Source organism: Pseudomonas sp. GW821-FHT07E12 (assembly GCF_058986605.1).
On sequence record NZ_JBYSVX010000006.1, the window covers coordinates 98,416 to 111,808 of the forward strand.

Annotated in this window: 12 protein-coding genes and 1 riboswitch; of the genes, 4 read left to right on the forward strand and 8 right to left on the reverse strand. The window is 65.6% G+C overall.

Going from position 1 to position 13,393, the window contains the following annotated elements:
- The first annotated feature begins 12 nt into the window (after positions 1 to 12).
- From AC3WJE_RS06065 to panE, 3 genes are read left to right on the forward strand one after another with little or no spacing between them, the layout of a single operon-like run.
- Positions 13 to 963, forward strand: a complete 951-nt coding sequence (locus AC3WJE_RS06065) for an ABC transporter ATP-binding protein (protein WP_493729881.1) — start codon at positions 13 to 15, stop codon at positions 961 to 963.
- Positions 960 to 1,760 carry an ABC transporter permease gene (locus AC3WJE_RS06070; RefSeq protein ID WP_493729882.1) on the forward strand — a complete coding sequence of 267 codons (801 nt, stop codon included), beginning with the start codon at positions 960 to 962 and terminating at the stop codon, positions 1,758 to 1,760. The genes AC3WJE_RS06065 and AC3WJE_RS06070 overlap by 4 nt, the downstream gene beginning before the upstream one ends.
- A 19-nt stretch (positions 1,761 to 1,779) precedes the next feature.
- Complete coding sequence (gene panE, locus AC3WJE_RS06075) at positions 1,780 to 2,712, forward strand: 2-dehydropantoate 2-reductase (protein ID WP_493729883.1); 933 nt, start codon at positions 1,780 to 1,782, stop codon at positions 2,710 to 2,712.
- Positions 2,713 to 2,806: 94 nt separating this feature from the next.
- On the opposite strand, the gene AC3WJE_RS06080 is transcribed toward panE, so the two are convergent.
- The 6 genes from AC3WJE_RS06080 to AC3WJE_RS06105 all read right to left on the reverse strand — a co-directional run bounded on the left by AC3WJE_RS06080 (position 2,807) and on the right by AC3WJE_RS06105 (position 9,132).
- Positions 2,807 to 3,205 carry an acyl-CoA thioesterase gene (locus AC3WJE_RS06080; RefSeq protein WP_493729884.1) on the reverse strand — a complete coding sequence of 133 codons (399 nt, stop codon included), beginning with the start codon at positions 3,203 to 3,205 and terminating at the stop codon, positions 2,807 to 2,809.
- Positions 3,206 to 3,306: 101 nt separating this feature from the next.
- On the reverse strand, positions 3,307 to 3,633 hold the full coding sequence (locus tag AC3WJE_RS06085; protein WP_493729885.1) for a thioredoxin family protein: 327 nt from the start codon (positions 3,631 to 3,633) through the stop codon (positions 3,307 to 3,309).
- Positions 3,605 to 4,099: a flavodoxin gene (locus AC3WJE_RS06090; RefSeq protein WP_493729886.1), complete on the reverse strand. Its 495-nt coding sequence runs from the start codon at positions 4,097 to 4,099 to the stop codon at positions 3,605 to 3,607. The genes AC3WJE_RS06085 and AC3WJE_RS06090 overlap by 29 nt, the downstream gene beginning before the upstream one ends.
- A 115-nt stretch (positions 4,100 to 4,214) precedes the next feature.
- Complete coding sequence (locus AC3WJE_RS06095) at positions 4,215 to 5,255, reverse strand: ribonucleotide-diphosphate reductase subunit beta (RefSeq protein WP_493729887.1); 1,041 nt, start codon at positions 5,253 to 5,255, stop codon at positions 4,215 to 4,217.
- A gap of 153 nt (positions 5,256 to 5,408) precedes the next feature.
- Positions 5,409 to 7,757: a ribonucleoside-diphosphate reductase subunit alpha gene (locus AC3WJE_RS06100; RefSeq protein ID WP_493729888.1), complete on the reverse strand. Its 2,349-nt coding sequence runs from the start codon at positions 7,755 to 7,757 to the stop codon at positions 5,409 to 5,411.
- A gap of 322 nt (positions 7,758 to 8,079) precedes the next feature.
- A riboswitch (cobalamin riboswitch) is annotated at positions 8,080 to 8,304 on the reverse strand.
- A 183-nt stretch (positions 8,305 to 8,487) separates the two neighbouring features.
- A complete protein-coding gene (locus AC3WJE_RS06105; RefSeq protein WP_493729889.1) occupies positions 8,488 to 9,132 on the reverse strand; it encodes a hypothetical protein in 645 nt (214 codons plus the stop codon).
- Between the two features lie 190 nt (positions 9,133 to 9,322).
- Between AC3WJE_RS06105 and AC3WJE_RS06110 the strand changes: the two genes are divergently transcribed.
- Positions 9,323 to 10,072, forward strand: a complete 750-nt coding sequence (locus AC3WJE_RS06110) for a DOPA 4,5-dioxygenase family protein (RefSeq protein WP_493729890.1) — start codon at positions 9,323 to 9,325, stop codon at positions 10,070 to 10,072.
- Positions 10,073 to 10,120: 48 nt separating this feature from the next.
- On the opposite strand, the gene AC3WJE_RS06115 is transcribed toward AC3WJE_RS06110, so the two are convergent.
- Positions 10,121 to 10,489 (reverse strand): hypothetical protein, encoded by a 369-nt coding sequence (locus tag AC3WJE_RS06115; RefSeq protein WP_493729891.1) that lies wholly within the window; start codon positions 10,487 to 10,489, stop codon positions 10,121 to 10,123.
- Between the two features lie 74 nt (positions 10,490 to 10,563).
- Positions 10,564 to 13,254 (reverse strand): bifunctional acetate--CoA ligase family protein/GNAT family N-acetyltransferase, encoded by a 2,691-nt coding sequence (locus AC3WJE_RS06120; RefSeq protein WP_493729892.1) that lies wholly within the window; start codon positions 13,252 to 13,254, stop codon positions 10,564 to 10,566.
- Positions 13,255 to 13,393 lie beyond the last annotated feature (139 nt).

The following is a 13,393-nucleotide window of genomic DNA, read 5'->3' on the forward strand; positions in this document are numbered from 1 at the left end:
GAAGGCAACAGATTGAACTCCCCTATCGCAACCAACGCGCCTGCATTGCGCGTGCGCGACCTGCGCAAGACTTACGACAACGGCGTCCAGGCACTCAAGGGCGTCTCGCTCGATGTCGTACCTGGCGATTTCTTCGCCCTGCTCGGCCCGAACGGTGCCGGCAAATCCACGCTGATCGGCATCATTTCCTCGCTGGTCAACCTCAGTGAAGGCGCGGTGCAGGTGTTCGGCACCGACCTCCAGACGCAGCGCAGCGATGCGATGCGCCTGATCGGGCTGGTGCCGCAGGAAATCAACTTCAACCTGTTCGAAAAGCCGTTCGACATCCTGGTCAACTACGCCGGCTTCTACGGGATGCCGCGCGAGGAAGCCGGCCGGCTGGCCGAAGTCGAACTCAAGCGCGCGCATCTGTGGGAAAAGGCGCAGGTGATGAGCCGCACGCTGTCTGGCGGCATGAAGCGCCGGCTGATGATCGCCCGCGCGATGATGACCCAACCCAGACTGCTGATCCTCGATGAACCCACCGCCGGCGTGGACATCGAGATCCGCCGCGACATGTGGCGGGTGCTGAAGGAGATCAACGCCGCCGGCACCACCATCATCCTGACCACGCACTACCTCGAAGAAGCCGAGAGCCTGTGCCGCAACCTGGCGATCATCAACCACGGCCGCATCGTCGAGCAGGGCCCGATGCGTGAGCTGCTGGCCAAGCTGGACGTGGAAGGTTTTCTGTTCGATATCGATGGCGAGCTGCCGGCGCAGCTGCCGGCGATCGAAGGCACCACGCTGGTCGCCGTCGATGCGCACACACTGGATCTGGACATGCCACGCGCGATGGACCTCAACCGCGTGTTCGCCGCACTCGGCGAGGCCGGCATCCGGGTGCGCTCGATGCGCACCAAGAGCAATCGGCTGGAGGAGCTGTTCGTGCGGCTTACCGGCAACCTGGAGAACGCCGCATGAGCACGCCAACCGTCTCCACGCCTTCCGTCTCGCAGCGCAACTGGACCGCGCTGGGCACCATCGTGCGCCGCGAGGTGCAGCGCATCCTGCGCATCTGGGGCCAGACCATCGTGCCGCCGGCGATCACGATGACGCTGTACTTCCTGATCTTCGGCGGGCTGATCGGCTCTCGCGTCGGCGAGATGGGCGGCTACTCGTACATGCAGTTCATCGTCCCCGGCCTGGTGATGATGAGCGTGATCCAGAACAGCTACGGCAACATCTCATCATCGTTCTTCGGCGCCAAGTTCGGCCGCCATGTCGAGGAACTGCTGGTCAGCCCGATGCCGAACTGGGTGATCCTGTGGGGCTACGTCTCCGGCGCGGTGGTGCGCGGCTTGATGGTCGGCGTGATCGTGCTGGTCATCGCGATGTTCTTCACCCCGGTGCGCGTCCCGCATCCGCTGGTGACGCTGACCACGGTGCTGCTGGGCGCGACGATCTTCTCGCTGGCCGGTTTCATCAACGCGGTCTACGCCAAGAAGTTCGACGACGTGGCGATCGTGCCGACCTTCATCCTGACTCCGCTGACCTATCTCGGCGGCGTGTTCTATTCGGTCAAGCTGCTGCCGAGCTGGGCAGAGGCTGCGACCCACGCCAACCCGATCTTCTACATGGTCAACGCATTCCGCTACGGCCTGCTCGGCAGCTCCGACGTGCCGCTGTGGGTGGCGTATGCGTTGATGCTCGGCTTCGTCGCGGCACTCAGTGCACTGGCGCTGTGGTTGCTCAAGCGTGGCGTGGGCCTGCGCAGCTGATCACTCCCGAGGTTTTTCGATGCGTATCCTGATTCTCGGTGCCGGCGGCACCGGCGGTTATTTCGGTGGACGCCTGGCCCAGGCCGGTGTCGATGTGACCTTCCTGGTGCGGCCCGGCCGCGCCGCGCAGTTGCAGGCGAGCGGGCTGCAGATCCGCAGTCCGCGCGGCGATGCCGACGTCCCGGTGCAGTACGTCACCGCCGACGCGCTGCCGGCACTGGCCGCCGAGCGTCCGTTCGACCTGGTGATCCTCAGCTGCAAGGCGTATGACCTGGATGCTTCGATCGAGGCGATCGCCCCCGCGGTCGGCGCCGACACCGCCGTGCTGCCAATCCTCAACGGCCTGAGTCACTACGACGCACTCGATGCTCGCTTCGGCAGCGCACGTGTGCTCGGCGGGCTGTGCTTCATCAGCGCGCTCAAGGGCGAGGCTGGCGAGATCCTGCATCTGGGCAAGCCGGCCGCGATCACCTTCGGCGAACGCGAGGGCGCGACCGACAGCGCCCGCGTGCGTGCGTTCGCTACCGCCTGCACGCAGGCCGGTATCGACCACACGGCTTCGCCGCAGATCGCGCAGGAGCAGTGGATCAAGTACACCTTCCTGTGTGCGCTGGCCGCCGCTACCTGTCTGACGCGCTCGCCAATCGGTCGCATCGTTGCTACCGAGGACGGCCGCGCCTTCATCAACGGTCTGTACAACGAATGCCTGATCGCCGCCGATGCTGCCGGTGTGCCGGTACCGCTGGCCGCGCGCGAGAAGGCGCTGCTGACGCTGCTGCAGCCGGGTTCGGATCTGAAGGCATCGATGCTGCGCGACCTGGAAGCCGGCCAGCCGGTGGAAGCCGTGCAGATCATCGGCGACATGCTGGCGCGGGTGCGCGAGACCGGGCGCAATGCACCGTGGCTGATGGCCGCCAATGTGCATCTGCAGGCGTATCAGCTGGCGCGCTAGGAAAGCGGCTTCTTTGTAGGAGCGACTTTAGTCGCGATGAAGCTTTACCAGGAAAGCCTCATCGCGACTAAAGTCGCTCCTACCACGGCAGCCATCAGGGCTTGGCCAGCGGCGTCACCGGCGTCGGCTTGCCGTCCGGACCGAGCGCGATCATCACGAAGTGCCCGCGCGTGCACAGCTCACGCTTGCCGCTGAGCAGGTCCTCGGCGATCAACTCCACTTCCACACGCATCGAGCTACGGCCGACCTCGACCACGCGCCCGATCGTCTCCACCATCTGGCCGAGCCGGATCGGCAGTTTGAAATCGACCTGATCCGAACGCGCAGTCACCACGGTGCGACGCGAGTAGCGCGCTGCTGCCAGGAAGGCGGCTTTGTCCATCCACGCCAGCGCCTGGCCGCCGAACAACGTGCCCATGTGATTGGTGTCGTTGGGAAAGACGATGGCCGCCATCCGCACTTCGGTGGGGGGCGTCTGTTCTGGAGTGTCCATGGAGTTCGCCTTGACGGTGGAGTGGATGAACTGATCGTGGAGCCGGAGAGGAGGATTCTGCTCTTGCCAATCCCTGATCCCGAATCCTCAATCCCGGCTTCTCACAAGCTCCCGCGTACCGCCGCCTCGACCTGCGCCGGCGACTGGAAGCCCGGCAGGCGCGCGACTTCGGCGCCGTCCTTGAACAGGGCCAGCGTCGGCGTCTGGCGCAGGCCCAGGTCGCGGAAGAAATCCTCGCCGATGTCTTCCATCTTCACCTTCAACAGGATCACGCCGTTGGCGGCTTCACTGGTGGCGAACTTGTTCAGCGACACATCCAGCATGCGGCAGCCCGGGCAGTTGTCCTTGTTGAAGTCCACCAGCAGGCGCGAGTGGGCCGCGAGTGCGGCGGTGTAGTCGTCAGGCGACGTGGCGGTAATGGTCTGCATGTTCATGTGTGTCGTCATTGTCGGGGCAGGTGGCGAGCACCTGCGAAATCCAGCCGTCGATGGCGGCGGCGTCGCGCTCGCCATGCGGCATCTGTTCGATCAAAAGGCGCGGGAACGGGCTGGCGAAGAAACCGGCGATGCGATGCACCGCCCCGCAGAAATACTCCTCGCCCCACTGCGTCTCGCCGGTACCGAACACCGCCACCCGCGTCGGCTTGCCGACCGCCTCCACCAGTTCGGCGATGAAACGCTTCATCTCCGAAGGCGTGCGACCGGCATTGTCGGTCCACGAGCCGAGCAGGAACAGCTCGTAATCCGATGGCGGCAACGGCGCGTCAGCCAGCGACTGCACATCGGTCTCGATCCAATCCAGCACATGACCTGCCGCCTCGCAGCGCGCGCGTACCTGCCGCGCTACGTCGCGCGTGTTGCCGCTGAGCGAGGTAAGGGCCAGCAGGATACGCATAAGGCAGAGATTGGGGATTCGGGATTGGGGATTGGGGATTCGTGAAAGCGGATTCCGGGAGGCGTGATGCACTGCTTTTGCCAATCCCGAATCCCCAATCCCCAATCCCGGCTCCTCACAGATCGTCGAATCCGTTGTCGGAATTGGTCTTCTTGTAGCTGGCGTTGCGCATCTCGAAGAAGTCGGTCTTGGTCTCGGTGAAGTTGTCAGCGTAGGCCTTGATCCACGGCATCACGTTGTCGGTGGTGTCCGAGTACAGCTTCTCGATGCCGAGCATGCCGGACATCTTGTTGGCGCGGTACTTCACGTAGCGGATCATCTCGTCCACATCGATGCCGTCGATGCCGTCGAGCACTTCGCCGGTCCACTGCGTTTCCAGCTCGATCGCGTGCGTGAACGCCTTGTGCACGTAGTCGGTCAGCTCGTTGGTCTGCAGCTCCGGGTTCTCGCCGACGATGGCGCGGATCACCTCGCTGATGAACTTGGTGTGGGCCAGTTCGTCGCGGTTGATGAAGCTGATGATCTTGCCGGTGCCGGTCATCCGGTTCTGGCGCACCAGATTGTAGAAGTAGGCGAAGCCGGAATAGAAGTTGATGCCTTCCAGGATCGAGGACTGGATCAGCGAGCGCAGCAAGGTCTCGGCGGTCTTGTCGCGCATGAAGTCGTTGTAGGACTCCATGATCGGCGCGTTGCGCTTGAGGATCGTCGGGTGGGTGCGCGCGATCTCGAACACGCGGTTCTGGTTGGCCAGGTCAGTGATCGAGGCCAGCACGTAGCTGTAGCTCTCGTTGTGGATCACTTCCTGCTGGCCGATGATCGCGGCATTGGCATGCGCGGCCGGGTCGGTGATGTATTCGGCGACGTTGTAGATGAAGCGCGTCTGCGGCGAATCCAGCGTGGCGAGCAGGCCGATGATCGAGTCATACGCGTTCTTCTCGCGTGCCGACAGCTCGCCGTACTGGCGCGCGTCGATCTTCATGTCGACCTCGTCCGGGATCCAGAAGTTGGTCGATAGCTCCTTGTAGGCCCGGTAGAACGACGGGTACGGGATGTCGTTCCAGTTCAGGATGCCGGAAGTCTGCCCGTTGATGATGCCGGTCGAACGGTTCGGGTTGCGCGGCTCAAGGATCTTGATGCGGTCGAGCGGGGTTGCCATGTGTACTTCTCGTGTTTCAGGTTGCGCGCGGCGACTGGAGGAAAGCCCCCCTGAGTCAGGGGGGCGCGCCGAAGGCGCGGGGGTATGGAAGCAACGTGATGCAGGGTCCACGGTTCGCAACGCGAACCGTGGAAGCGAAAGCGCGAATGCGCTTTAGCTGCTGCACCACTCGCACTCGGCGATGTCGATGTCGTTGGAGCGCACGTAGTACGTGGTCTTCAGGCCTTCGCGCCAGGCGGTCATGTGCAGGTCCAGCAAGGTGCTGGCGCGGATGGTGCTGGGCACGTAGAAGTTGAAGCTGATCGACTGGTCGACGTGGCGCTGGCGGCGCGCGTTCTGGCGCACCGAGGCGAACTGGTCGACCTTGTAGGCGCCCTTCTCGTAGTACGGCCAGGTTTCCAGCGACAGGCCCGGCGCGGCGACCGGACGACGGAAGTCCTTCTTCTCCTCGTAGTAGAACGCCGAGTAGATCGGGTCGATCGAGGCGGTGGAGCCGGCGATCTGTGCGGTGCTCATGTTCGGCGCGACCGCCATCAGCCAACCGTTGCGCACGCCGTTCACGCTGACCTGCGCGGCGAGGTTCAACCACTGCGGGCTGTTGTACTCGCGATCGCGGAAGTAGGCGCCGTTGTGCCAGTCGCTGCCCGGGAAGGCGCTGTAGGTGCCCTTCTCCCGCGCCAGCTCCATGCTGGCCTGGATGGTCAGGTAGTTGATCCGCTCATACAGCGAGTCGCTGTAGTCCTCGGCGTCCTTCGAACCCCAGTGGATCGCCTTCTGCGCCAGCAGGTGGTGCCAGCCGAAGGTACCCAGGCCGATGGCGCGGTACTTGCGGTTGGTGATCGTGGCCTGCGGCACCGGCAGATCGTTGAGATCGATCACGTTGTCGAGCATGCGCACCTGGATCGGGATCAGGCGCTCGAGCACGTCGGTGATCAGGTCGCCCTGGTCCTCCTGCGGCAGCACCGCGCGGCCGAGGTTGATCGAGGACAGGTTGCAGACCACAAAGTCGCCGGCCTGCTTGGTGGTGACGATCTGATTGCCCGAAATGATCTCCTGCATCATGCGCGTGGGGCTCATGTTCTGCAGGATCTCGGTGCACAGGTTCGACGAATACACCATGCCGGCGTGCTTGTTCGGGTTCTTCCGGTTGACTTCGTCGCGGTAGAACATGAACGGGTTGCCGGTCTCCAGCTGGCTGACCATCAGCCGCTTGAAGATGTCGATCGCCTTGATCGTCTTGCGGCCGATGCGCTCGTCGGCGACCACTTCCTCGTAGTGCTTGCGGAAGCTGCCGTTCGGGTCGCCCTTCTTCTCGTCGAAGAAGTCCTGCAGGTACCAGCCCTTCACGCGCTTCACTTCGTGCGGGTCGAACAGGTACCAGTCGCCGCGACGCTCGACCGCTTCCATGAACAGGTCGGGGATGCACACCGAGGTGAACACGTCGTGCGCGCGCAGGCGCTGGTCGCCGTTGTTCAGGCGCAGGTCCAGGAACGCTTCGATGTCGCGGTGCCAGACGTCCAGGTAGACCGCGACCGCGCCCTTGCGCTGGCCGAGCTGGTCCACCGACACGGCGGTGTTGTTGAGCTGCTTGATCCACGGCACCACGCCGCCGGACGAATTGGCCACGCCGCGGATCGCCGAACCGGACGAACGCACGTAACCCATGTACGCGCCGACGCCGCCGCCACCCTTGGAGACGCGGGCGATGTCGGTGTTGGAGTCGTAGATGCCCTGCAGGCTGTCATCGACGGTGTCGATGAAGCAGCTCGACAGCTGGCCGCCGACCTTGCCGGCGTTCTGCAGCGTCGGCGTGGCCACGGTCATGTACAGGTTGGACAGCGCCCAGTAGGCCTCGCCGACCAGCTGCATGCGGCGCTCGCGCCCACCCTTGCCGGTGCCGCCCTCGTTCTGCATCAGGTACAGCGCGATGGTCAGCCAACGCTCCTGCGGCAGCTCGAACACGCCGCGCGAGGTGTCGGTGGCCAGGTAACGCGTGGCCAGCAGGTACAGGCCGTTGTAGGCGAACAGCTTGTCGCGCTCCGGCTCGATCATGCGGCCGGCTTCCTGCAGCTCTTCCTTGGAATAGCTGCGCAGGATGTCGTTGGAATAGACGTTGCGGTCGGCCAGGCTTTCCTGCAGGCCGACGAACGAGCCGTACTTCTGGCTGGCGTCGTAGAAGCGGTTGCGGCTGGCGCGCTTGTACAGGCGGCGCAGGTACAGACGCGCGGCGAAGAATTCCCAGTCCGGCGCGGTCAGGTCCACGCGCGCTTCGGCCTCGCGGATCAGCATGTCGACCAGGTCGTCGGCGTTGACGCTGTCCTTGCGGTCGATGAAGCCGAACACCACGCGCTTGTAATCGGCCGCATCCAGATGCGGGAACTCGGCGTGGATGGAATCGATCGCGCGCTCCAGGCGCGCGAGGTCAAACGGAATACGGCGGTTGCCGGCTTCCTTGGTGATCCAGGTGGAGACGCTGGATTCGTCGAGAGTCTGAACGGGCATTACGGCAGCTTGAGGAGGCGGAGGAACTACGTCCGCGGGATCGGGGGTGGTATCGGCAACGGCGGGGATGACGACGCTGGCCGGGGTAACGGGGGCGGACTGCGAAGGGGTAGCCGCCGCGGCGGCAAGGGTGTCATTCGTGCTCATGCGTCCTCCTGTGGGTGCACCAACCTCGCTCTTCGCAGGCGAGGCGGGCCATGACGCCGGAGTACGACGGCGGTGTCGCGAGGGCCGCAGCGCGCGCAGGCCACAGGCCCACGGGCAGCTCCCGCTTCACCGGCCATCCCCCTCCGGGGACGCCACGGCCGGCACCGCGCGAGGTGCATGCGCGCGGCTGTCGGCAGGTCTTCGGACTGATGGGTACGGTCGGCACGGGGCCGACCACCTTGGCCGTCGCTTCCCAGGACCCTGTCCCAGTGCATTGACGACGTCGTTCCCAATCACCGCTGCGGGGCAGTACCGGAGTGGCCCGAACAGGCGTCACCGGCTTCCCTCTTCGCCTCCACCCCTGGTTGGGGGTAGGGCGACCGACGGACCCAAGATAGTGGGGTCATAGACGGTGGTCAACACAAAATGATGGGCAATTTCGGAAAGCCTTGCTGGGCAATGAAAAAGTCTCGACGCCTTCTTCACACGCTTCGAGGGACGTCCAAAACGGTTGCGCAGTCAAGTTGGAAATGACGTGGCGCGGACCGGAAATTCACAGTCCGTTGGCGTGCCCGCGCGATCGCTACTCCCAATGCACCGCGGTCAGCGCCTGGTGCAAGCGCGTCATCGCCGCGCCCGCGCCGAACGGCGGCTTGCGCGGCGGGTCGTAGACCTCCGGGCGGGTGCCGCTGACCATCAGGTCCATCGCCACGCAGCGGCCGTTGCGCACGCTGCGGTAGCCCTCGACCTGCAGGAAATGGCTCATCGCCGCATCGCCGGCCCGGAAGTGGGCGAAGGCCACGCCGCCGATTTCGACCTGATCGGGCAGGCCCTGCGCTTGCGGCGGTGCTTCCAGGCAGCGCTCGACCTCGCGCATGCTGCCGCTGCTGCCGATCCGCAACTCGGCGGCGGTGAGATCGTTGGAGCCGTCCAGCACCAGCGCCGCCAGCGCCTTGCCCTCGCTGTCACCGGGGGCGAAGGCCTTCCAGCCGTCGGTGTCGAGGTATTTGCGGTCGAAGTCGTGTTTGAGCTCGGTGTCGGGCACCGGCATCAGCTGCAGGCCGATCGCCTCGTCGGCGAACACCGGGGTCGGCCCGGCAGGCTGACGCGGCGGCGGTACCGACGCGACGGCGGCGCTGCTGGTGACCGGCGCAGCCGTCTGCTCGCAGCCACCCAACATCAGCCCGACAAGAACACAGAAGGCAGGCAGTATCAGGCGGTTCGGCATGCTGGCGGGCTCGGTCGTTCGGCGCCGCTCATGCTGCTCCCGCCAAGGTGAACGCCGCTCCACGAAAATGCGGCAACAGAAAGTGTGGGCATATGCTCATGCCCGTGCGCCATTGGCGACGGTCTGGGCGCGGCAACGAGGATGAATGGAGGACTGTCTCCCTTCCCCCTCTTCATATAGACCGCCACGCATGACCCAGCTGCCCGATCCCCCCGGACATCCGCCTCTCGACGCCGATCAGGAAGACCGGCACTGGGCCGATCTGCTTTCGCCCTCCCGGCGCAGGCTGCTGCTCGACGCCGGACTGGTCGGAGCCGGCTTGGCAACGGTGGCCACGCCAGCCTTGGCCACCGTCGCGACGCCTGCCACGCAACACGCATTGCCTGCCGGATTGGCGACCGATCGGAGTGGACTGCTGCTACCGATCAAAGGCCCCGGACAGAGCCCGTGGGGTCTACAGACCGCGTCGCAACCGACCACCCGTCCACCCAGCGTGCGCCCGGACGAGAACACGCTGCCGACGAGGCCACGCGCCTACACCGACGTCAAGAGTTACCACGCGCATATCTATTTCGACGACGACAACTACGAGAAGGCCGCGCAGATCCGGCGCTGGGCGGCCGAACGCTTCCCGGTCGAACTGGGCGACTGGAACCTGGAGCCGCGCGGCCCGCACGTCACGCCCTCGTTCTATTTCGGCTTCACCAACGAACTGCTGCCGATCCTGGTGCCGTGGCTGCAACTCAACAGCCTCGGCCTGACCATCCTGCTGCATCCCAATACCGGTGACCCGCGCTCGGATCATCTGTATTACGCGCTGTGGGTGAATCGCTCGCAGCCGGTCAATGCCTACGCGTGGCGCCGTTTCGTGGACGGCGGCGGCGGTGATGTGGAGCAGATCAATCCGAACGTGGTGCCGACGGTGCCGCTGGAGACCTGAGTATGGCCAAGGTCGCCCCTCTCCGACTGACCTCATTGCTCGTGTGAGTCAGGGGACGCTCTCGACAAGCGTTCCCACATCGAAGTTCCTACTGTGCGAACTACGGCTACTGATGATGACTTCATGCGATCGAAACTCGCGCTCGCTGCCGCATCTGGCAACGAAGTAGTAAGGCGTTGGTCCCGGGCCTGCAACCACCATCATCGCTGTAGAAAACTCAGCAGGGACATCCCGCATCGACGACTGCACGCCAGTCTCTACAGAGACCAGGCCGAGCCTGCATTGTTGATCGGGTTTCTCTGCCAATTTCGACACAGGCACCGATCCGGATACCCGAACGATCATGTCGCCGCCGAAAGTAGTGCATCCGGCAGCCAACCATGTCCCCAGGAAAAGGGGCAACAGCACAACCTTCATTTGCCGCACTCCTCTGTTCTTCTCAGGCACTGCTAGCGCACCTCTGCATGGCTCTCAGAACGTGCCTATCACCCCTAATTCACCGGCAGCAGCACGTTCATCAGCGAGGCGTCCTCCGGATCCGGTTTGAGCTCGAAGCCCAGGCTCTCGCACATCGCCAGCATCGTGCGGTTCTCGCGTAGCACCTGGCCTTCCACCGCCTTCAGGCCGAGCCAGCGGGCGTACTCGATCATGATCCGCATCAGCTGCCAGCCGATGCCGTGGCCCTTGAGGTCCGAGCGGATCAGGATGCCGTACTCGCCGCGCTCGTAATCGGCGTCGGCGTGCAGGCGTACTGCGCCGAGCATGTCGCCGCTTCTGGGATCGATCGCCACCAGCGCGATCGAGCGAGCGTAGTCGAGCTGGGTCAGGCGCGCGATGAACTCGTGGCTGAAATGCTTGACCGACTGGAAGAAGCGCAGCCGCAGATCCTCGTCGCTGACACGGGCGAAGAACGCGCGGAACAGCGCGTCGTCCTCGGGCCGTACCGGGCGCACCAGCGCCTTGGAGCCATCGCCGAGTGCGAACGTGCGTTCCCATTCCTTCGGATACGGAAAGATCGCAAAGCGCGGATGGCCGCGGCCCTTGTGCAACATCCGCGAGCGCGCCACCGCCACGCGCGCGTCCAATGCCAGCACGCCATCGCGGTCGGCCAGCAACGGGTTGATGTCCAGCGCGCGGATCTCGGGAATGTCGGCGGCCAGTTGCGCGAGCTTGACCAGCACCAGCGCGACCGCACGCTCGTCGGCCGCCGGCACGTCGCGGTAGCCCTTGAGGATGCGCGAGACGCGGGTGCGGCCGATCAGTTCGTGGGCCAGGCGCAGGTCCAGCGGCGGCAGCGCCAGTTCGCGGTCGTTGATGACTTCCACCGCGGTGCCGCCGCGGCCGAACACGATCACCGGGCCGAAGGTCGGATCGTCGGCGATACCGGCGATCAGCTCGCGTGCCTTCGGCCGCAACACCGTCGCCTGCACCAGCACGCCGTCGATGCGCGCGTCGGGGCGGGCCTTGCGTGCGCGTTCGAGGATGCCTTCGGCGGCCAGGCGTACTGCCGCCACGCTCGGCAGGTTCAGGCGCACGCCGTCGACGTCGGACTTGAAGTCGATGTCGGGCGAGACGATCTTGACCGTCACCAGACCGCCGGCCGCCAGCACCGGATCGGCCAGCAGCGCGGCCTCGTTGGCGGTGGCGGCCACCTGCAGCGGCACGCACGGGATGCCGTAGGCCTCCAGCAGGCGATAAGTCGCCAGCGGATCCAGCCAGCGCTGCCCGGCCGCCAATGCCTGCTCGACCAGTGCGCGCGCGGCGACGGCATCGACCACGAAATCCTCCGGCAGGCTGGGTGGGGTTTCCATCAGCGCCGCCTGCGCCTCGCGGTAGCGGACCATGTGGGTGAAACCGCGCACCGCATCCGACTCGGTCGCATAGGTTGGCACCCGCGCGGCGTTGAGCGTGGCGATCGCGGCATCGTCCTGGCCCAGCCATACCGCGAACACCGGCTTGTCGCGTGGGTGGCGACCGCGCTGGCCGAGCGAGCGGGTCAACGCCTTGGCGGCGTCGGCCGAGGAGGTGAACGCGGTCGGCACGTTGACCACCAGCAATGCGTCATTGTCGGGATCGGCCAGCAGCGCTTCGATCGCGGCGGCATAACGTTCGCCGTCGGCATCGACCACGATGTCGACCGGGTTCTCGCGCGACCAGCCCTGCGGCAGCGCGCGATCCAAGCGTTCGACCGTCTGCGGTGCCAGCGTGGCGAGCGTGCCGCCGCGCAGGGTCAGCTGATCGACCGCGAGCCGGCCGACGCCACCGCCGTTGCTGAGCACCGCCAGCCGGCGTCCGGGAAAGGTGCCGATCCGGCCGAGCGTCTCGGCGGCGGCGAACAGTTCGTCGAGTGCGCCCACGCGCAGCAGCCCGGCGCGCGCGAACGCCGCACCGTAGACCGCGTCCGAACGCGCCAAGGTCTGCGAATGGGTATCGGCGTTCGGATCGGGCCGCGCCTGCCGGCCGGACTTCACCACCACCACCGGTTTGGCGCGCGCGGCGGCGCGCGCGGCCGACATGAACTTGCGCGCGTCGCGGATCTGTTCGACGTAGAGCAGGATCGCGCGGGTGCGGTGGTCGGTGGCGAAGTAATCGAGCAGATCGCCGAAATCGACATCGACCGCATCGCCGAGCGAGACCACCGCGGAGAACCCGACCGAACGCGCCACGCCCCACTCGACCAGCGCGGCGGCAATGGCGCTGGATTCGGAGATCAACGCCAGGTCGCCCGCCTGCGGGCAGTGCGCGGCGATCGAGGCATTGAGCCGCGCGTGCGGGGCGATCACGCCCAGGCAATGCGGGCCAAGAATACGCAGGCCCTTGGCGCGCGCGGCGGCCTCGGCACGCGCGGCCGGCGAACCGGGACCGGCGCCGAGCCCGGCGGTGAGGATGATCGCGGCGGCCACGCCCTGGCGCGCGGCGATCGCGATCACCCGCGGCACCATCCGCGCCGGCGCGGTGATCACGACCAGTTCCGGTACCCATGGCAGATCGGTGAGCCGGCTCACCGTGCGTACCCCATCGATAACCGGATAGCGTGGGCTGACCCAGCCGATCTGGCCGGGAAAACCGGCCGCTCGGAGGTTGCGCACCACCGCCCGCCCGGCCGAGCGCTCGCGCGGGCTGCCGCCGACGATCGCCACGGACTTGGGACGGAATACGGACTGCAGGTGATAGGTGCTCATGCAACGGGCAACGTGTAGCGAGGCCTCACAAGGTACACGGCAGCTCACGGGCACGGCATGACGCAACGCGATCACGGCGATGCACCTTCACTTGTTTATAACGATTCTCATTTGCCGTAACATGGCGGCATCAGCCAGC